Source organism: Geodermatophilus amargosae (genome assembly GCF_900116515.1).
GTDB classification, from domain to species: Bacteria; Actinomycetota; Actinomycetes; order Mycobacteriales; family Geodermatophilaceae; genus Geodermatophilus; species Geodermatophilus amargosae.
Genome location: NZ_FPBA01000003.1, coordinates 123,668 through 141,143 on the forward strand (window position 1 = coordinate 123,668; position 17,476 = coordinate 141,143).

A 17,476-nucleotide genomic window follows, 5' to 3' on the forward strand; every position below is an offset into this window, starting at 1 on the left:
CTGGGACCGACGAGCCGGGGGCGGGCAGGATCCGGTGCATGCCCGCCCCCGGTGTCCCGCTCGAGCGACTCGGCTTCCTGACCATCGGCCTGTTCGACCCCGCCGACCCCGCAGGCGGCCACGAGACCACCCTGCGGACCGTCGAGCTCGGCGAGCAGCTGGGCTTCGACAGCGCGTGGCTGCGCCACCGGCACCTGCAGTACGGCATCTCCTCCCCGGTCGCCGTCCTCGCCGCACTGACCCAGCGCACCTCGCGGATCGAGCTGGGCACCGCGGTGACGCCGCTGGGCTGGGAGAACCCGCTGCGGCTGGCCGAGGACCTCGCCACCGTCGACGTCCTCTCCGGCGGCCGGCTCAACCCCGGCGTCAGCGTGGGCCCGCCGATGCACTGGGACGACGTCAAGGACGCGCTCTACCCCGACACCGCCGACGTCGAGGACTTCTCCTACACGCGCGTGGAGCGGCTGCTGCGCCTGGTCGCCGGCGAGCCCGCGACGTCGTTCGCCGGGCGCGAGGGCGTCGTCGAGGAGTGGTCGGACCGGGTGCAGCCGCACTCCCCCGGCCTGCGCGACCGCCTCTGGTACGGCGGCGGCAGCACCCGGTCGGCGGAGTGGGCCGGAGACGCCGGCATGCACTTCCTGACCAGCAGCGTGGTGAAGGCCGAGGATGGCTCGACCGACTTCGCGCAGATCCAGGCCGCGCAGGTGCGGGCCTTCCGCGAGGCCAACCCGGCCGGGCGGGTGTCGCAGGGCCTGGTCGTCATCCCCACCGACAGCGCGACGCCCGACCAGCGCGAGCGCTACGCCGCCTACGTCGAGGCGCGCACCCCGCGCACCGGCAGCCCGCAGGGGCCGGCGCGGCTGCTGTACGCGCCCGACCTGGTCGGGTCCTCCGAGCAGATCGCCGAGGCGCTGTACGCGCACGCCGGCTTCCGCGAGGTGACCGAGGTGGTGTTCGCCCTGCCGTTCAGCTTCGCCGAGGCCGACTACACGCAGATCCTCACCGACACCGCCGAGCGCCTCGGCCCGCTGCTGGGCTGGTCCCCCCGGTGACCGACGCCGACGCCGCGGTCACCGCCCTCCGCGCGCAGGGCTCGCTCAAGTGGTCGCGGCACCCGGAGGCGCTCGGCGCCTGGGTGGCCGAGATGGACCTCGGCACCGCGCCCGCGGTCACCCGGGCGCTGCACGCCGCCGTCGACCGCGGGCTGTTCGGCTACCTGCCCGACTGGCTCGCCGACGACCTGTCCCGGGCGACGGCCGGCTTCCTGCGCGGCCGGCACGGGTGGGAGGTGCCGGCGGAGCGGATCCGGCCGCTGGCCGACGTCCTCGCCGGCCTGTCCGCGGCGATCACCCACCTGTCCCGGCCGGGGTCGCCCGTGGTCCTGCCGACCCCGGCCTACATGCCGTTCCTCGAGGTGCCGCCGGCCCTGGGCCGGGAGGTGCTCGAGGTGCCGATGGCCCGCGACGGCGACCGGTTCGTGTACGACCTCGACGCGCTCGACGCAGCCTTCCGCGCCGGCGGGCACCTGCTGGTGCTGTGCAACCCGCACAACCCGGTCGGCCGGGTGCTCGAGCCGGCGGAGATGACCGCGATCGCCGAGGTGGTCGACCGGCACGGCGGGCGGGTGTTCTCCGACGAGATCCACGCGCCGCTGGTCTTCCCCGGTCACCGGCACGTCCCCTACGCCTCGCTCGGCGAGACCACCGCCGGCCACACGCTCACCGCCACCAGCGCGTCCAAGGCCTGGGACCTGCCCGGCCTCAAGTGCGCGCAGCTGGTGCTCAGCAACGACGCCGACGCGCAGCTGTGGGCCGAGGTCGGGCACGAGGCCGAGCACGGCGCCTCCACGCTGGGCGCCGTCGCGAACGTCGCCGCCTACACCGAGGGGCTGGGCTGGCTCGAGGAGGTGCTCGGCGTCCTCGACCGCAACCGCCGCCTGCTCGCCGACCTGGTCGCCGAGCACCTGCCCGGCATCCGCCACCGGCCGCCGGAGGGCACCTACCTCGCCTGGCTGGAGGGGTTCGGCGTGCCCGACCCCGGCGACCACCTCCTGCGCGAGGCCGGGGTGGCGGTGGTGGACGGCGCCCGGTGCGGCGCCGCCGGCCGGGGCGCGGTGCGGCTCAACCTGGCCACGCCCGAGCCGGTGCTGCGGCGCATCGTCGAGCAGATGGGCGCCGCGCTCCCACCCCGCCAGGTCGCGTCCTCCCCTGGGGCCACCCGGTAGACGCGGTACTCCACCCGCTTCCCGGGCACCAGGCGTCCCTCGGCCACGAGGACCGTGTGGTTCACCCAGGCGTACCGCTCGTCGCCGGTCTCCAGCCGCGGGGTGGTGACGAAGTACTGGTCGCCGAAGTCCGTCGCCGTGCCCCCGCCCTGCACGAGCGTGACCACAGCCGGGGTCAGCTGCAGGAGCCCCGCGTACTGGAGGTGGACGTGGGCCCGGTCCACCGTCTGCATCGTCGTCCGCACGTCGAGCCGGCCGAACCCGTCGGCACCGACCAGCATCCAGTCCGCACTCCCGCCCATGAGCGTGCCCTTCAGGCGGTCCCCGAGACCTCGCCGCCGGTGATCGTCCCCTCGATGCGGTTCCCCGTACGGCCCGGGCCCGACGACATGGGGCTCGAGGTCGGCGTGGTGGTCGAACTCCGGCACCAGGTACGGCACGGCGTCCCCCCTCGGGACGAGGGCGGGCCGAGCGCCCGCCCGGGGCCCGGAGATCCCGCTGCCACGGTGTGGAGGTCGAGGGGACCGCGTCCGTTCCGCCCGGCTCACCGGGCGTCGGCCTCCACCGCCTCGAACGCCTTGCGGGCGGCGATGAGCACCGGGTCCCACACCGGGGCGAACGGCGGGGCGTAGGACAGGTCGAGGGAGAGGACCTCGTCGACGGTCATCTCGTTCCAGATGCAGATGGCCAGGGCGTCGACCCGCTTGGCCGCGCCCTCCTGGCCGACCACCTGGGCGCCGAGCAGCCGGCCGCTGCGCCGCTCGGCGATCATCTTGACCCGGATGGGACTGGCGCCCGGGAAGTAGCCGGCCTTGGTGGTGGAGTCGACCGCGGCGGCGACGAAGGAGTACCCGGCCGCATCGGCCTCGGCCTCCGACAGTCCGGTGCGGGCGGCCTCGGTCGCGCAGATCTTCGTGATCGCCGTCCCGATGACGCCGGGGAACGTGGCGTAGCCGCCGCCGATGTTGATCCCGGCCACCCGGCCCTGCTTGTTGGCGTGCGTGCCGAGGGCCACCACCACCCGCTGCTTCGACAGCCGGTGCACCGACTCCACGCAGTCGCCGGCCGACCACACGCCGGGCACCTGCGTGCGCATCCGCTGGTCGACGGCGATCCCGCCGGAGGTGCCCAGCGGGATGCCGGCCTCCTGCGCCAGCCGCACGTTCGGCCGCACCCCGAGCCCGAGGACGACGAGGTCGGCGGGCAGCTCGCGGCCGCTCTCGGTGACCACCGCGCGCGCCCGCCCGTCGGGGCCGACGTCGATGCCCGCGACGCCGTCGGAGAGGACCAGCTCGATGCCCTCGGCGCGGACGGCGTCGGCGATGTACCGGCCGATGTCCGGGTCGAAGGTGCCCACCGGCTGCGGCGACTTGTCCACCACGGTGACGTCGAGCCCGCGCACGCGGCAGGCCTCGGCGATCTCCAGGCCGATGTAGCCCCCGCCGATGACCACCACCTTCTGCACGCGCCCGCTGTCGAGCTCGGTGCGCAGCGCGACGCCGTCGTCGAGGACCTGGACGCCGTACACGCCCTGGGCGTCGATGCCCTCCACCGGCGGGCGCATGGGGACGCTGCCGGTGGCGTACACGAGCTGGTCGTAGGGCTCGGTGCCCTCGGTGCCGGCGTCGAGGTCGTGCCAGTGGACGACGCCCTTGTCGGTGTCGATGCCGACGACCTCGGTCCGCATGCGGACGTCCAGACCGGCCGCGCGGTGCTGCTCGGGCGTGCGGGCGATCAGGTCGTTCTCGGTGTCGACGGTGCCGGAGATCCAGTACGGGATGCCGCAGGCGGAGTAGGAGGTCGCGCGGCCGCGCTCGAACATGACGACGTCGAGGTCGGGCCGCCGCTTCCTGGCCTGCGACGCCGCGCTGCCGCCTGCGGCGTCGCCTCCGATGACGACGAGTCGGGTGCTCACCCCGGCAGGCTATGGCCGTCCGGGGCTACAGGCTCACCGCGACGGTGGCGGCGAGCTCCCGCGCCGCCTCCAGGTCCTCCTTGGTGGACGCGCCGGTGAGGCTGAGCGGGGCGGCGACCTGCTTCCACCGCAGGGCGCCGGTGATCGTGCCGATGGCCTTGAGGGCGCCGGCGGTGTCGTCGCCGCCGTGCACGTAGACGCCGAACGGCAGGCCGACGGTCGCGTCGAGGCAGGGGTAGTAGACGGTGTCGAAGAAGTGCTTGAGCGCCCCGCTCATGTAGCCGATGTTGGCCGGGGTGCCGAGCACGACGCCGTCGGCGGCGAGCAGGTCGGCGGGGCCGGCCGACAGCGCCGGGCGGACCTCGAGGTCGACCTCCTCGACCATCGCGGCGCCCTCGCGGACCGCCTCCAGCACCGCCTGCAGGTTCGGCGAGGGCGTGTGGTGGACGACGAGCAGCCGCGGCATGCCCGCCATCCTGCGCCGCCGGCGTGCGCGGTGCGGCCGGCTCCCCGATGATCATCGCCGGCGGCAGGGGGACGCACGGTGCCCGCCGGATCGAGTCGGACGCACCGGACAGGAGAGGCCCCCCGCCGTGAGTTCCTTCCGCTACAAGCCGAGCAGGCCGGCCGCCGTCCTCGGGATCGTCGTCGGCGTCGGGATGCTCGCCTTCGGCATCACGCAGTTCGGGGACGCGAGCGGCGGCGGCCTCGCCTTCCTCGTGTCCTGGTGCGCCGTGGTCGTCGGGATCACCGCGCTGAACACGTGGGCGGCCTTCTCCGAGCGCGGGTCCCTGGGCACGTTCGTCTCCGACCGGGACGATGCCCCGCCTGCCGGCCGCTGACCTCCGCGGAGGTGGCAGGGTCGGGGCCGTGTTCGAGGGACTGCACCACGCACAGCTGGCCATGCCGCGCGGCGAGGAGGAGGCCGCGCGGGCCTTCTTCGCCGGCGTGCTCGGGATGACCGAGGTCGAGAAGCCGCCGGTGCTGGCCGCGCGCGGTGGCGCGTGGTTCCGCGCCGGCGGGCTGGAGCTGCACCTCGGCGTCGAGGACGACTTCGTCCCGGCCCGCAAGGCCCACCCGGGGATCCTCGTCAGCGACCTCGACGAGCTGGTGCGGCGCCTCGGCGCCGCCGGGCAGCAGGTCACCTGGGACGCCGACTTCCCGGGCTTCCGCCGCGTCCACGCGCACGATCCCTTCGGCAACCGCCTGGAGTTCCTGCAGCCCGCCTGACGTCAGCTCTGCTCGCTAGCGTCCGGCCATGACCGTCGACCTCTTCGCGGGGATCCCCGTCGGCGACCGCGAGCGTGCGCTGGACTGGTACGGGCGCCTGTTCGGCTCGGAGCCGGCCTTCGTGCCCGACGACGTCGAGGTCGTGTGGGAGCTGGCCGAGCACCGGTACGTCCACACCGAGCTGAAGCCCGACCATGCCGGGCACGCGAGGGTCACCGTCTTCGTCGACGACCTCGACGGACGGGTCGCGGCCACGAGGGCACGCGGTCTCGAGCCCACGTCGCGGGAGACGTACGGGAACGGCGTCCGCAAGGTCACCTACCGCGACCCCGACGGCAACGAGATCGGCTTCGGCGGCGCCCCGGTCGACGCAGAGAGCCCCGCCTCGTGACGGTGGTGGACTGGCTCCTCGACGGCGACCCCGCGATCCGGTGGCAGGTCGTGCGCGACCTGCTCGACGCCCCGGCCGACGTCGTCGCCGCCGAGCGGGCACGGGTGGCCACCGAGGGCTGGGGCGCCCGGCTGCTCGCGCTGCGCGACCCGGACGGGCAGTGGGCCGGCGGTGCCTGCTTCCCGGCGTCGGGGTGGGACGGCGGTGGCGGCCAGCCCTGGACGGCGACGCTCCCCACCCTCGTGCTGCTGCGCGATCTCGGTCTCGACCCCGGCTCCCCTGCGGCGCGCGAGACGGCGGCACTCGTGCGGGAGAACTGCCGCTGGGAGCACGCCGGGCAGCGGTTCTTCGACGGCGAGGTCGAGGCCTGCATCAACGGCCGGACCGTCGCCGTCGGCGCGTGGCTCGGCGAGGACGTCGACGGCATCGTGCGACGACTCCTCGACGAGCAACTGGACGACGGGGGGTGGAACTGCTGGACCGAGTACGGCAACACGCGGTCGTCGTTCGACTCGACTCCCAACGTGCTCGAGGGACTGCTGGCGTACGAGCGCGCCACCGGCGCGGACACCGCGGCAGCGCGCTCCCGCGGGGAGGAGTACCTGCTCGATCGGTCACTGTTCCGGCGGCGCAGCACCGGCGAGGTGGTCTCCCCCGGCTACCTGTCCCTCTCGTTCCCGCCGTACCGGCACCACGACGTGCTGCGGGCACTCGACCACCTCCGCGATGCCGGCGGCACACCGGACCCGCGGCTGACCGAGGCGCTGGAGCTGCTGCGCGAGAAGCAGCAGCCCGACGGCACCTGGCTGCTCGAGGACCCCCACGAGGGCGCCGTGCACCTCCCGCTCGAGGACGGCGACGGCCCGCCCAGCCGCTGGAACACCCTCCGCGCGCTGCGCGTGCTCCGCTGGGCCGGGAACTGAGCAAGGAACGTCCTCCCCGGGCGCCCGGGATGGGCCCTAGCGTCCCGGGCCATGACGGACCCGCGGACGTGGTTGGTGGCCGGCGCGAGCTCGGGCTTCGGCGAGGCGATCGCGCGGACCGCCCTGTCGCACGGCGACACGGTGGTCGGCGTCGCCCGCTCGGCGGACCGCCTGTCGGCCCTGGCGTCCGAGGACTCGCCCGGCCGCTTCGTGCCGCTGGTGCTCGACGTCCTGGAGGTGGCACGGTTCGACGTCGCCGAGCGGACGGTCCGCGACGTCGTCGCCGGGGTCGGGCGGCTCGACGTCCTGCTGAACAACGCCGGCCGCACGCAGGTCGGCGCACTGGAGGAGACCACCGAGGACGAGTTCCGCGCGCTGTTCGAGCTGCACGTCGTCGCCCCGGCCGCGCTCACCCGGGCGGTGCTGCCGGTCTTCCGGCGGGCAGGTCACAGTGCCGGGTTTCAGCGTGTACTGCGCGACCAAGGCGGCGCTCGAACTGCTCACCGAGACCCTCGCCGACGAGGTGCCCGGCGACCGCTTCGTCGTCGTCGAGCCGGGCGCCTTCCGGACCGGGCTGTTCGGCGGCGGCGCCCCGGTGCTGTCCCGCGAGCTGCCGGCCTACCGGGACACGGTCGGCCCGACGCGGCGGGCGACGCCGCACGCGTTCGTCAGCGACGTCCGGGCCGAGGCCGTCCGGCGTCGGCTGGCGGCGGGCGCGACGGTGGCCGCGGTGGCCGGCGAGGTCGGCGTCGACCCACGCCAGCTCCGCCGGCTGCACCGCCGCTGCGTCGGCGAGCCGCTGCGGGGGCACCCGGGCTGACCTGGCATCCGGCAGGATCCCGTCCGTGGTGACGAATCCCCGGATCGGGCCGGTCGAGCGAGCGACGGGCCGGACGTGGGACGAGTGGCTCCGCTTCATGGACGGCATCGGCGCGCAGGACCTCGACCACGGGCAGATCGCGCTGCAGGTGTACGAGGAGCTCGGCGACGACTTCGCGCAGCGCGGCTGGTGGACGCAGTCGGTGACCGTGGCCTACGAGCAGCACATCGGCCGGCGCGTCCCCGGCCAGCGCCCCGACGGCACCTTCCAGTACAGCGTGAGCAGGGCGACGTCGCTCGGCATGGCCGAGCTCATGGAGCGGTGGCGGGCCTTCGCCGACGGCGACGCGGGGGTGCAGGAGGTCCTCGCCGGCGGGGACGTCAAGGTCAGCGGCACCGACCGGCGGATCACCTGGCGGACGAGGGCCGTCGACGGCTCGTCGGTCGTGGTCACGAGCGAGCCGAAGAGGAACGGGACGGCGTCGCTCGTGGCCACCCAGATCGGCGTGCCGAGCCTCGAGGCGAACGACGAGGCCCGCGAGCGGTGGACGGCCGTCGTCGAGCGCTTCCTGGCCGGCGTGCAGCCCGGACGCTGAGCGCAGGACCCGGCCGGGGGCCGACCGCCCGTCGTCGACCTGCGGTCGGCCCAGGGGGCGCAGACCGCCACAGGTCGACACCCGGGGACCGCGGAGCCCGCCGACGTCGCCCGTCGGGGTGTGGCGCACTGCCGCCGGAGCCCGGCCTCGCGCAGCATGGGCCCGCCGGGTCCGGCGGGTCCGGCGGGCCCGGCGGGCCCGGCGGGCGCGAGCGGGCGGAGGAGAGCGCGATGATGCCCCGAGGTCTCTGGGCCGGCGTCGGCCTGGCGGTCGGCCTGGTGGCGGGCGCCGGGCTCGTCGAGGCCTACCACTGGCTGGAGGACGACAGCAGCCGGCGCCACGTCGACCTCGGGAGGTTCGTGGACAGCGGGGGCGACCCGTCGGCACTGCCCGGGGGGCGCTGGGCGACCGACGAGGTCTGCGACGAGGAGGTCCCCTGCATCCAGGCGGTGCGGTCGGACGCGCTGACCGTGTACCGGTTCGCCGACCGCGACGAGGCCGTGGCCCTGGCACGGAGCTTCGCCGGCGAGGCCCACCTCTCCGGCTGGATCGTCGTGCGCTTCGAACCCGGCGCCCTCACCGCCGCCGAGCGGGTGTCCTTCGCCAGCGACCTGGACTGCATCGACGTCGGCGTCGCCGAGGGCGGGCTGGAGTGCTGACGGCGACGGCGACGGCGAGGACGTGCGGCGAGGCGCAGGACGGGCCGCGGGGCACGTCCGGGCGGCGGGGCGTGGTCGGGCGCCGTCGCCGGCCCTAGCGTGGCCGGATGGCCATCGAGGTCGCCCCGGCGACGAGTGCGCGGTTCGACGACGTCGCGACGGTCCTCGGTCCGAGGAACCCGGACGCGAACGTCTGCTGGTGCCTCAGCCACCGGCTCGACTCCAGGACCAACCGCGAGCTGGTCGGGCCGGCACGCGGGGAGTTCGTCCGCGAGCTGACCGGCCGCCCGGTCGCCCCGGGCGTGCTCGCGTACGACGGCGGCGAGGTGGTCGGCTGGACAGCCGTCGCGCCGCGGGCGGAGCTCCCCTTCGAGCGCTCGCGGAAGATCCCGCACGTCGACGACCTGCCCGTGTGGTCGCTGTGGTGCGTCCGGGTGCGGCCCGGCCACCGCGGTCAGGGGATCGCGCACGCGCTCGTCCGCGGCGCCGTGGAGTACGCCGCGTCGAACGGCGCCCCGGCCGTCGAGGGCTACCCGGTGGACAACGAGGGCCGGAAGGTCGACCTGACCATGGCCTACGTCGGCACGCGGAGCCTGTTCGAGAAGGCCGGCTTCACCAAGGCCGCGGACACCGACGCCGTCGCCGGGGGCTTCCCCCGCGTCCTCATGCGCCGCGCCCTCCCCTGACGGCTGAGAGCAGTGCGACCAGCCGCCGGCCGGGCGCCCCCGATCGGCGCCCGGCCGGTCGCTCAGTCGAAGAGGACGACCCCCCGGATGTTCCGGCCGGCCTTCATGTCGTCGAAGCCCTCGGCGACCTGCTCCAGCGAGTAGGTCCGCGTGATGAGCTCGTCGAGCTTGAGCGTGCCGGCCACGTACTGGGCCAGCAGGTTGGGGACGTCCCACCGCGGGTTGCACCCGCCGAAGAGCGCGCCCTGCAGCCGCTTCTGGAACACCGTGAACATCGTGCCGTTGATCGGGATGCCGCCGGCCTGGCGCATGCTCCCGGTACCGGTGAGGACGACCGTGCCGGCCTTCCGGATGGAGGCCACCGCCTCGGCGATGTGGTCGCCGGTGACGACGCCGACGGCCACGACGGCCGCGTCGGCGCCCTGGCCGTTCGTCATGGACCGGGCCAGCTCGGTGGCCTCGGCCATGGTCTCGGCGGTGTGCGTCGCGCCCAGCTGCTTGGCGGTCTCGCGCTTGAACTCGACCGGGTCGACGGCGATGACCGCCCGGGCGCCGATGGCCCGGGCAGCCTGCACGCTGTTGATCCCGATCCCGCCGACGCCCATGACGATGACCACGTCGCCGCTCTGGGCGTCGGACATCTTGGTGACCGATCCCCACCCGGTGGGGACGCCGCAGGCGACGAGCGCCGCCTTGTCCAGCGGCAGGTCGGGGTCGATCTTCACCGCCGACCGGGCGTCGACGACGGTGTGCTCGCTCAGCGCGGCGAGGCCGTAGGCCTGGCCCACCGGCCTGCCCTGGTAGGACATCCGGAAGCTGCTCGGGTCCTCGATCCGGGCACCGGTGAACAGTCGCGCGCCGAGGTCGCAGAGGTTCTGCCGGCCGGTCGAGCACATCCGGCACCGTCCGCAGACCGCCACGAAGCTGAGCACCACGTGGTCCCCTTCGGCCCACCCGGGAGTGTGGGGTCCGACGCCGACGACGACGCCGGCGCCCTCGTGGCCACCGGCGAGGGGCAGCCGGAGGGGCGGGGCGCTCCCGGGTGGGACGTCGTGGTCATCGGTGTGGCACAGCCCGACGGCGGCCATCTTGACGAGCAGTTCGCCCTCACGGGGTCCGTCGAGGTCGACCTCGGTGACCTCGTACCGGCCGGGCTGGGTGTGGAGTACGGCACTGCGTGTCTTCACGGCTGCTCCTCGCTGCATCCGAGAGGGATGGAGTGGCCACACTGGGAAGCGGAGGGTAACGACAGACACTCACTCGCGGGAGTCGGTCAGCTGCGGATCGCGGCCAGCAGCTCGGCGCGGGCGGTGGCCAGCGAGGGGCCGTACCAGGTGAGCGCCCGGCCGGACACCAGCACCGAGCGGACGCCGGGGAACGCCTCGGGGCCGTCGTCAGTGGTGAAGGGGTACGGCTCGTCGGGCAGCAGGACGACGTCGGGCCGCGCGGCCAGGACGTCGTCGACCGGCACGTGCGGGTAGCGGTCCTCCCCCGCGTCGAAGACGTTGACCAGCCCGAGCCGGGCGAGCACGTCGCCGGTGAAGGTCCGGGGGCCGACGACCATCCACGGGTCCCGCCACACCGGCACGGCGCACCGCAGCGCCGGTGCCGGCACCGGGCGCGCCCACTCGGCGGCGGCCGTCGTCAGCCAGCCGGGCTCGGGCACGGCCAGCGCCTCGGTGAGCAGCCGGCGCATCGAGGCCAGCGCGTCGTCCACCGACTCGATCACCGTCACCCACACCGCCATCCCGGCGGCGCGCAGCCGGTCGACGTCGAGGCGCCGGTTCTCCTCCCGGTTGCAGACCACGAGGTCCGGCCGCAACGCCTCGATCGCCGCACGGTCGGGGTTCTTGGTCCCCCGCACGCGCGGCACGTCGAGGTCCGCCGGGTGCGCGCACCAGTCGGTCGCGCCCACCAGCCGCTCGGGCACGGTGACCGCCAGCGCCTCGGTGAGCGAGGGCACCAGCGACACCACCCGCCGGGCCGGCCCCGCCAGCGGCACCGGCTCCCCCAGGTCGTCCTCAGACATTCCGGCGGTACTGGCCACCCACCTCGAAGAACGCCTCGGAGACCTGGCCCAGCGAGCAGACCCGGACGGCGTCCATCAGCGCGGCGAACACGTTGCCGCCCGACGTCGCCGCCTCCTGCAGCGCCGCGAGCGCGGCGGGCGCCTCGTCGGCGTGGCGGGCCTGGAAGTCGGCCAGCCGGTCCAGCTGCGACTGCTTCTCCGCCTCGGTGGCCCGGGCGAGCTCCACCTTCCTCGGCGGGGCCTCGTCCCGGTGCGGGTCGAGGAAGGTGTTGACGCCGACGATCGGCAGGCTGCCGTCGTGCTTGCGGTGCTCGTAGAGCATCGACTCGTCCTGGATGCGGCCGCGCTGGTAACCGGTCTCCATGGCGCCCAGCACGCCGCCGCGCTCGGCGATCCGGTCGAACTCGGCCAGCACCGCCTCCTCGACCAGGTCGGTGAGCTCCTCGACGACCGCCGAGCCCTGCAGCGGGTTCTCGTTGCCGGCGAGTCCCCACTCCCGGTCGATGATCATCTGGATGGCCAGCGCTCGGCGCACCGAGTGCTCCGACGGCGTCGTCACCGCCTCGTCGTAGGCGTTGGTGTGCAGCGAGTTGGCGTTGTCGTAGATCGCGCAGAGCGCCTGCAGCGTCGTCCGGATGTCGTTGAAGTCCATCTCCTGCGCGTGCAGGGACCGGCCCGACGTCTGCACGTGGTACTTCAGCTGCTGCGAGCGGGCGCCGGCGCCGTAGCGGTCGCGCATCGCCACCGCCCAGATCCGGCGGGCCACCCGGCCGATCACCGTGTACTCGGCGTCCATGCCGTTGGAGAAGAAGAACGAGAGGTTGGGCGCGAAGTCGTCGATGGACATCCCGCGCGCCAGGTACGCCTCGACGTAGGTGAAGCCGTTGGCCAGCGTGAAGGCGAGCTGGCTGATGGGGTTCGCCCCCGCCTCGGCGATGTGGTAGCCCGAGATCGACACCGAGTAGAAGTTGCGCACCCGGTGGTCGATGAACCACTGCTGGATGTCGGCCATGCAGCGCAGCGCGAACTCGGTCGAGAAGATGCAGGTGTTCTGGCCCTGGTCCTCCTTGAGGATGTCGGCCTGCACCGTGCCGCGGACGTTGGCCAGCACCCAGGCGCGGATCTCCTCGGCCTCGGCCTCGTCGGGCTCGCGGCCCTCGTCGGCGCGGAAGGCGTCCAGCCGCTGCTCGATCGCGGTGTTGAGGAACATCGCCAGGACGGCGGGCGCGGGCCCGTTGATGGTCATCGACACCGACGTCGTGGGCGAGCACAGGTCGAACCCGTCGTAGAGCACCCGCATGTCGTCGAGCGTGGCGATCGAGACGCCGGAGGTGCCGACCTTGCCGTAGACGTCGGGCCGCGGCTGCGGATCGCGGCCGTAGAGGGTCACCGAGTCGAACGCCGTGGACAGCCGGGTGGCCTCGTTGCCGGCCGACAGGACCCGGAACCGCCGGTTGGTGCGGAACGCGTCGCCCTCGCCGGCGAACATCCGCGCCGGGGCCTCGCCGGCCCGCTTGAAGGGGAAGACGCCGGCCGTGTACGGGAAGGAGCCCGGCAGGTTCTCCCGGCGCAGGAAGCGCAGCAGGTCGCCGGCGTCACTGGTGCGCGGCAGCGCGACCCGCGGCACCGCCGTCCCGCTGAGCGTCTGCCGCTTGAGCGGCGTGCGGATCTCCTTGCCGCGCACGGTGTAGACGAACTCGTCGCCGGAGTACTGCTCCACCCGCGCCGGCCACTCGTCGAGCAGCGCCCGCACCTCGGGCAGCACCTGGCGGTCGGCGGCGGCGGCCGCCTCGCGCGCGGCCTCGGCCGCATCCCCGTCGAGCACCTCGGCCGCGGTGGTCAGGTGCTGGCGGCGCCGGACGACGGCGGCCTGCTCCTCGGTGACCCGGTGGTGACCCCGCACCGCCTCGGCCACCTCCGCCAGGTACCGCGCCCGCGAGGCCGGCACCACGCTGGTCAGCCCGGTCGAGGCGCGGACGTCGACCTGCGGCAGCACCCCGGCGCCGGCGGGCAGGCCCTGCTCGACGAGCAGCCCGAGGAGGTGCTGGTACAGCGCGGTGACGCCGTCGTCGTCGAAGCGGGCGGCGCTGGTGCCGAACACCGGCATCCCCTCCCACGGCTGACCGAAGGCCTCGCGGTTGCGCACCATCTGCCGGGCGACGTCGCGGCGCGCGTCCTCGGCTCCGCGCCGCTCGAACTTGTTGATCGCCACGACGTCGGCGAGGTCGAGCATGTCGATCTTCTCGAGCTGCGAGGCGGCGCCGAACTCCGGCGTCATGACGTAGAGCGAGACGTCGCTGAAGGGCACGATCGCCGCGTCGCCCTGCCCGATGCCCGGCGTCTCCACGACGACCAGGTCGAAGCCGGCGGCCTTGACCGCGGCGAGGACGTCGTCGAGGTGTCCGGGCACCTGCGCGCCAGCCGTGCGGGTGGCCATCGAGCGGAAGAAGGTGTGCGATCCCTCGCTGGACTCCAGCGCGTTCATCCGGATCCGGTCGCCGAGCAGCGCGCCGCCGCCCCGGCGGCGGCTGGGGTCGATCGCGACGACGGCGACCCGCAGCTTGTCCTCCTGGTCGCGGCGCAGCCGGCGCAGCAGCTCGTCGGTGAGCGAGGACTTGCCCGACCCGCCGGTGCCGGTGATGCCGAGGACCGGCACCGTGCGCCCGGCGGCGGCCTCACGGACCCGTGCGGCCAGCGCCTCGTCGGCGCCGGCCTCCAGCACGGTGATCGCCCGCGCCAGCGCCCGCGGGTCGCCGGTGAGCAGCGCGTCCACGTCGGGGCCCTCGGTGGCGAGGTCGACGTCGCAGGCACGGACGAGCTCGTTGATCATCCCCGGCAGGCCGAGCCGGGCGCCGTCCTCGGGGCTGAACACCCGCACGCCGCGCTCGGCGAGCAGCGCGATCTCCTCGGGCACGATCACGCCCCCACCGCCGCCGAACACCTGCACGTGTCCCGCCCCGGCCGCGGCCAGGCGCTCCTTGAGGTAGCTGAAGTACTCGACGTGCCCGCCCTGGTAGCTGGAGACGGCGACGCCCTGCACGTCCTCCTCGACGGCGGCCCGCACCACCTCGTCGACGCCGCGGTCGTGGCCGAGGTGGACGACCTCCGCGCCCTGGCTCTGCAGCAGCCGCCGCATCACGTTGATCGCGGCGTCGTGCCCGTCGAACAGGCTCGCCGCCGTGACGAACCGGACGGGGTGGACGGGCACGTGCAGCTCCGCGGACGCCATGCCCGAACGGTAGGCCCGATTTAGTAGGACGTCCAACTACTCTCCGGTAGCCCCGGCGTGTCCACGGTCCCCTCGCCGGGGAGGATGGGCCGGTGGGTCAGCACCTGCCGGTTCCGGACTGGGCGCGCGTCTTCGACGCGGCGCCCGCGCCGTTCCTGCTGCTGACCCCCGGCCTCGTGATCGTGCACGCCAACCGGGCCCGTCTGGAGGCGACCGGCACGACGCTCGAGGACCAGGTCGGACGGCACCTGTTCGAGGCCTTCCCCATGCCGCCCGACGACCCCGCCGCGGACGGACTGGTCAACCTGCGGGCCACCCTCGAGGAGGCGCTGGAGACCCGCCGTCCGGTCGTCATGCCGATCCAGAAGTACGACATCCCGCGGGCCGGCGGCGGCTTCGAGGAGCGCTACTGGAGCCCGGTGCACGTGCCGGTCCTCGACGAGGAGGGGGAGGTCGCCTTCCTGCTGCACCGCTCCGACGACATCACCGACTACGTGCGGCAGCGGGAGGAGGCGCGCGGCGAGGTCGACCGCGGGCAGCGGCGGGTGGCCGACGTGGAGGCCGACCTGTACCGCCGCACGCGTGAGCTCGAGGAGCTCAACGCCGACCTCCGCGCGCTCGGCGAGCGGCAGCGGCGCACCGCGCGGGCGCTGGCGGGTCTGGCCGCGACCGTGTCGGCCCTGGCGGCGGCGGAGACGCGCGCGGACCTGGTCTCCCGGCTGTCCGGGCACGGCCGGGAGGTGCTCGGCGCCGACCTGCTCGTGCTCGCCCTGCCGGAGCCGGGCACCGGGGACCTCGTCCTCACCGCGCCGGGACGACTGCTCGGCTCCCGGGTGGCCGCCGGCGCGCAGCACCCCGCCGCGGTCGCCGCCGCCGGTCGCGCCGTCCTCGTGCCGCACGCCGGGGCCCAGCCGCCGCCGGAGCCGGGGCTGCAGGCGTGGGCGGCCCTCCCGCTGCGGTCCGGTGGCCGGCTGCTCGGCTCCCTCACCGTCGGCTGGCGCACGCCGCAGTCCCTCGAGGACGACGACGTGCGCGTCCTGGACGCCGTCGCGGTGCAGACCGCTCAGGCGCTGGAACGCGTCGGACGCCTCGAGGACGAGCGCCGCGCCGCCTCGGTGGCCCGTAATCTGGCCGAGAGCCTGCAGCGCTCGATGCTCACCGAGCCGCCGCACCGGCCCGGTCTCGACGTCGCCGTCCGCTACCGGCCGGCCGCGCGCGAGGCCGAGGTCGGCGGGGACTGGTACGACGTGTTCGCCGGCGGCGCGGGCACGACCCTGGTGATCGGCGACGTGACCGGCCACGACGTGGATGCGGCCGCGGTCATGGGCCAGGTGCGCAACCTGCTGCGCGGCATCGCGCACGCGGTGTCGGGGCCGCCGTCGCGGGTGCTGGGCACGCTCGACCGCGCCCTGGCCGACCTCGGCGTCTCGACGCTGGTCACCGCCGTGCTCGCCTGCGTCGGTCCCGCGGCCGAGGGCGGAGGCGGGCGGTCGCTGACCTGGTCGACCGCGGGGCACCCGCCGCCGCTGCTCGTCCCGCCCGCGGGGCGGCCCCGGCTGCTCGACCGGGCGGGCGGCCTGCTGCTGGGCGTCCGTCCCGGCGCTCTGCGCACCGACGTCGAGGAGACGCTGCCGCCGGGGAGCACCGTCGTCCTCTACACCGACGGCCTCGTCGAGCGCCGCGACGCCGACCTCGACGCGGGCCTCGCGCGGCTGCTGGACGCCGCCGCGGACCTGCCCGGGCGCCCCGCCGACGACGTGTGCGACGCGCTGCTGTCCCGGCTGGCGCCGGACCGGTCCGACGACGTCGCCCTGCTGGCGCTGCGGGTGCTGCCCGCCGGCGACCGGCCGCGCGGGAACCCCTCGCCAGGTCCGGGGCGTGGTGTCAGAGTGCCCGCCGTCCCCGAACCGAACGGAGCTGTTCCCCCATGGCCTTCCGCAACCTGATGGCGAAGCTCGGCGCCGGCAACGCCACCGTCGACGCCGTCCTCGACAACCCGACGACCACCCCCGGTGGCACCGTCACCGGCACCGTGCACCTCACCGGCGGCCAGGTCGCCCAGGAGATCAACGAGCTCCGCGTGTCCCTGCAGGCCACCGTCGAGGTGGAGAGCGGAGACCACGAGTGGAAGGAGAACGTCACCTTCGGCACCGCGCCGATCGCCGGCGCCGGCCGGATCGAGGCGGGCGCCCGGGCGGCGGTCCCGTTCAGCTTCCCGGTGCCGTGGCAGTGCCCGTTCACCTCGCTCGACGGCTGGTCGCTGCGCGGGGTGAAGATCGGTCTGCGCACCCGGGTCGACATCCCCGGCGGCACGGACCCGGGCGACCTCGACGCGGTCACCGTCGAGCCGCTGCCGGTGCAGCGCACGGTCATCCAGGCGCTGACCGGCCTGGGCTTCGCCTTCCGCGGCGCCGACGTGGAGAAGGGCCGGCTGGCCGGCAGCGACCTGCCCTTCTACCAGGAGGTCGAGTTCGCCCCGCCGTCGTCGCTGCGCGGGCGGGTCAACGAGCTCGAGGTGACCTTCCTGGCCTCCCCGCACGGCGTCGAGGTCGTCCTCGAGGTCGACCGCCGCGGCGGCCTGCTGACCGAGGGCCGCGACGTGGGCGCCCGCCTGCACCTCTCGCACGGCGACACCGACGTCTCGGCGGTGGCCGCCCAGCTCGACGCAGCCGTCCGCCAGCTCGGTGGCCGGCGCGGCTGGTTCTGACGCTCGACCGGGGAACGGCCGCCGCGCGGCTGCGGGACCTCCCGCGCCGCGCGGCCGGCCGCCCCGAG

Annotated in this window: 16 protein-coding genes and 2 pseudogenes; 12 read left to right on the forward strand and 6 right to left on the reverse strand. The window is 74.8% G+C overall.

Annotated elements, in window-relative coordinates; all coding sequences use genetic code 11:
• Nucleotides 1-38: 38 nt before the first annotated feature.
• The gene (locus BM414_RS05780) at nucleotides 39-1,052 is read left to right on the forward strand and encodes an LLM class flavin-dependent oxidoreductase (protein ID WP_093578494.1); all 1,014 of its coding nucleotides are present in this window, start codon (nucleotides 39-41) and stop codon (nucleotides 1,050-1,052) included.
• Nucleotides 1,049-2,224 (forward strand): MalY/PatB family protein, encoded by a 1,176-nt coding sequence (locus BM414_RS05785; protein WP_245784519.1) that lies wholly within the window; start codon nucleotides 1,049-1,051, stop codon nucleotides 2,222-2,224. Before BM414_RS05780 ends, BM414_RS05785 begins: the two co-directional genes overlap by 4 nt.
• 50 nt (nucleotides 2,225-2,274) lie before the next feature.
• On the opposite strand, the pseudogene BM414_RS31730 reads toward BM414_RS05785, so the two are convergent.
• From BM414_RS31730 to BM414_RS05800, 3 genes and pseudogenes are all read right to left on the reverse strand, one after another.
• A pseudogene (locus tag BM414_RS31730) lies at nucleotides 2,275-2,832 on the reverse strand (DUF3237 domain-containing protein); the annotation flags it as partial.
• Nucleotides 2,769-4,139 (reverse strand): FAD-dependent oxidoreductase, encoded by a 1,371-nt coding sequence (locus BM414_RS05795; protein ID WP_093578495.1) that lies wholly within the window; start codon nucleotides 4,137-4,139, stop codon nucleotides 2,769-2,771. The pseudogene BM414_RS31730 and the gene BM414_RS05795, both read right to left, overlap by 64 nt.
• A gap of 25 nt (nucleotides 4,140-4,164) precedes the next feature.
• Nucleotides 4,165-4,605 carry a flavodoxin family protein gene (locus BM414_RS05800; protein ID WP_093578496.1) on the reverse strand — a complete coding sequence of 147 codons (441 nt, stop codon included), beginning with the start codon at nucleotides 4,603-4,605 and terminating at the stop codon, nucleotides 4,165-4,167.
• A 127-nt stretch (nucleotides 4,606-4,732) separates the two neighbouring features.
• Between BM414_RS05800 and BM414_RS05805 the strand changes: the two genes are divergently transcribed.
• The 8 genes and pseudogenes from BM414_RS05805 to BM414_RS05840 all read left to right on the forward strand — a co-directional run bounded on the left by BM414_RS05805 (nucleotide 4,733) and on the right by BM414_RS05840 (nucleotide 9,443).
• Complete coding sequence (locus tag BM414_RS05805) at nucleotides 4,733-4,981, forward strand: hypothetical protein (RefSeq protein ID WP_093578497.1); 249 nt, start codon at nucleotides 4,733-4,735, stop codon at nucleotides 4,979-4,981.
• A 28-nt stretch (nucleotides 4,982-5,009) separates the two neighbouring features.
• The gene (locus BM414_RS05810) at nucleotides 5,010-5,369 is read left to right on the forward strand and encodes a VOC family protein (RefSeq protein WP_217644562.1); all 360 of its coding nucleotides are present in this window, start codon (nucleotides 5,010-5,012) and stop codon (nucleotides 5,367-5,369) included.
• Nucleotides 5,370-5,397: 28 nt separating this feature from the next.
• The gene (locus BM414_RS05815) at nucleotides 5,398-5,760 is read left to right on the forward strand and encodes a VOC family protein (protein ID WP_093578499.1); all 363 of its coding nucleotides are present in this window, start codon (nucleotides 5,398-5,400) and stop codon (nucleotides 5,758-5,760) included.
• Nucleotides 5,757-6,683 (forward strand): prenyltransferase/squalene oxidase repeat-containing protein, encoded by a 927-nt coding sequence (locus tag BM414_RS05820; RefSeq protein ID WP_093578500.1) that lies wholly within the window; start codon nucleotides 5,757-5,759, stop codon nucleotides 6,681-6,683. The genes BM414_RS05815 and BM414_RS05820 overlap by 4 nt, the downstream gene beginning before the upstream one ends.
• Nucleotides 6,684-6,734: 51 nt before the next feature.
• Nucleotides 6,735-7,503: pseudogene (locus BM414_RS05825) on the forward strand (SDR family NAD(P)-dependent oxidoreductase).
• Nucleotides 7,504-7,528: 25 nt separating this feature from the next.
• A complete protein-coding gene (locus tag BM414_RS05830) occupies nucleotides 7,529-8,098 on the forward strand; it encodes a hypothetical protein (protein ID WP_093578501.1) in 570 nt (189 codons plus the stop codon).
• A 230-nt stretch (nucleotides 8,099-8,328) separates the two neighbouring features.
• Complete coding sequence (locus tag BM414_RS05835; protein ID WP_093578502.1) at nucleotides 8,329-8,757, forward strand: hypothetical protein; 429 nt, start codon at nucleotides 8,329-8,331, stop codon at nucleotides 8,755-8,757.
• 107 nt (nucleotides 8,758-8,864) lie between these two features.
• A complete protein-coding gene (locus tag BM414_RS05840; RefSeq protein WP_093578503.1) occupies nucleotides 8,865-9,443 on the forward strand; it encodes a GNAT family N-acetyltransferase in 579 nt (192 codons plus the stop codon).
• A 62-nt stretch (nucleotides 9,444-9,505) separates the two neighbouring features.
• Here BM414_RS05840 and BM414_RS05845 read toward each other — a convergent pair whose 3' ends face one another.
• The 3 genes from BM414_RS05845 to icmF all read right to left on the reverse strand — a co-directional run bounded on the left by BM414_RS05845 (nucleotide 9,506) and on the right by icmF (nucleotide 14,701).
• Nucleotides 9,506-10,630: an NDMA-dependent alcohol dehydrogenase gene (locus tag BM414_RS05845; RefSeq protein ID WP_093578504.1), complete on the reverse strand. Its 1,125-nt coding sequence runs from the start codon at nucleotides 10,628-10,630 to the stop codon at nucleotides 9,506-9,508.
• A gap of 86 nt (nucleotides 10,631-10,716) precedes the next feature.
• On the reverse strand, nucleotides 10,717-11,472 hold the full coding sequence (locus BM414_RS05850) for a helical backbone metal receptor (RefSeq protein WP_093578505.1): 756 nt from the start codon (nucleotides 11,470-11,472) through the stop codon (nucleotides 10,717-10,719).
• Nucleotides 11,465-14,701, reverse strand: a complete 3,237-nt coding sequence (gene icmF, locus BM414_RS05855) for a fused isobutyryl-CoA mutase/GTPase IcmF (protein ID WP_093578506.1) — start codon at nucleotides 14,699-14,701, stop codon at nucleotides 11,465-11,467. The genes BM414_RS05850 and icmF overlap by 8 nt, the downstream gene beginning before the upstream one ends.
• 92 nt (nucleotides 14,702-14,793) lie before the next feature.
• Here icmF and BM414_RS05860 point away from each other — a divergent pair, with 92 nt between their 5' ends.
• Nucleotides 14,794-16,647 carry a SpoIIE family protein phosphatase gene (locus tag BM414_RS05860; RefSeq protein ID WP_217644565.1) on the forward strand — a complete coding sequence of 618 codons (1,854 nt, stop codon included), beginning with the start codon at nucleotides 14,794-14,796 and terminating at the stop codon, nucleotides 16,645-16,647.
• Nucleotides 16,629-17,408 carry a sporulation protein gene (locus BM414_RS05865; RefSeq protein WP_093578507.1) on the forward strand — a complete coding sequence of 260 codons (780 nt, stop codon included), beginning with the start codon at nucleotides 16,629-16,631 and terminating at the stop codon, nucleotides 17,406-17,408. Before BM414_RS05860 ends, BM414_RS05865 begins: the two co-directional genes overlap by 19 nt.
• Nucleotides 17,409-17,476 lie beyond the last annotated feature (68 nt).

What these genes read in the sequence shown, in the direction of transcription:
- BM414_RS05780 (WP_093578494.1), top strand. Translation starts at nt 39, where the DNA reads ATGCCCGCCCCCGGTGTCCCGCTCGAGCGACTCGGCTTCCTGACCATC.
- BM414_RS05800 (WP_093578496.1), bottom strand. Translation starts at nt 4,605, where the DNA reads ATGCCGCGGCTGCTCGTCGTCCACCACACGCCCTCGCCGAACCTGCAG.
- BM414_RS05815 (WP_093578499.1), top strand. Translation starts at nt 5,398, where the DNA reads ATGACCGTCGACCTCTTCGCGGGGATCCCCGTCGGCGACCGCGAGCGT.
- BM414_RS05835 (WP_093578502.1), top strand. Translation starts at nt 8,329, where the DNA reads ATGATGCCCCGAGGTCTCTGGGCCGGCGTCGGCCTGGCGGTCGGCCTG.
- BM414_RS05840 (WP_093578503.1), top strand. Translation starts at nt 8,865, where the DNA reads ATGGCCATCGAGGTCGCCCCGGCGACGAGTGCGCGGTTCGACGACGTC.
- BM414_RS05850 (WP_093578505.1), bottom strand. Translation starts at nt 11,472, where the DNA reads ATGTCTGAGGACGACCTGGGGGAGCCGGTGCCGCTGGCGGGGCCGGCC.
- icmF (WP_093578506.1), bottom strand. Translation starts at nt 14,701, where the DNA reads ATGGCGTCCGCGGAGCTGCACGTGCCCGTCCACCCCGTCCGGTTCGTC.
- BM414_RS05865 (WP_093578507.1), top strand. Translation starts at nt 16,629, where the DNA reads ATGGCCTTCCGCAACCTGATGGCGAAGCTCGGCGCCGGCAACGCCACC.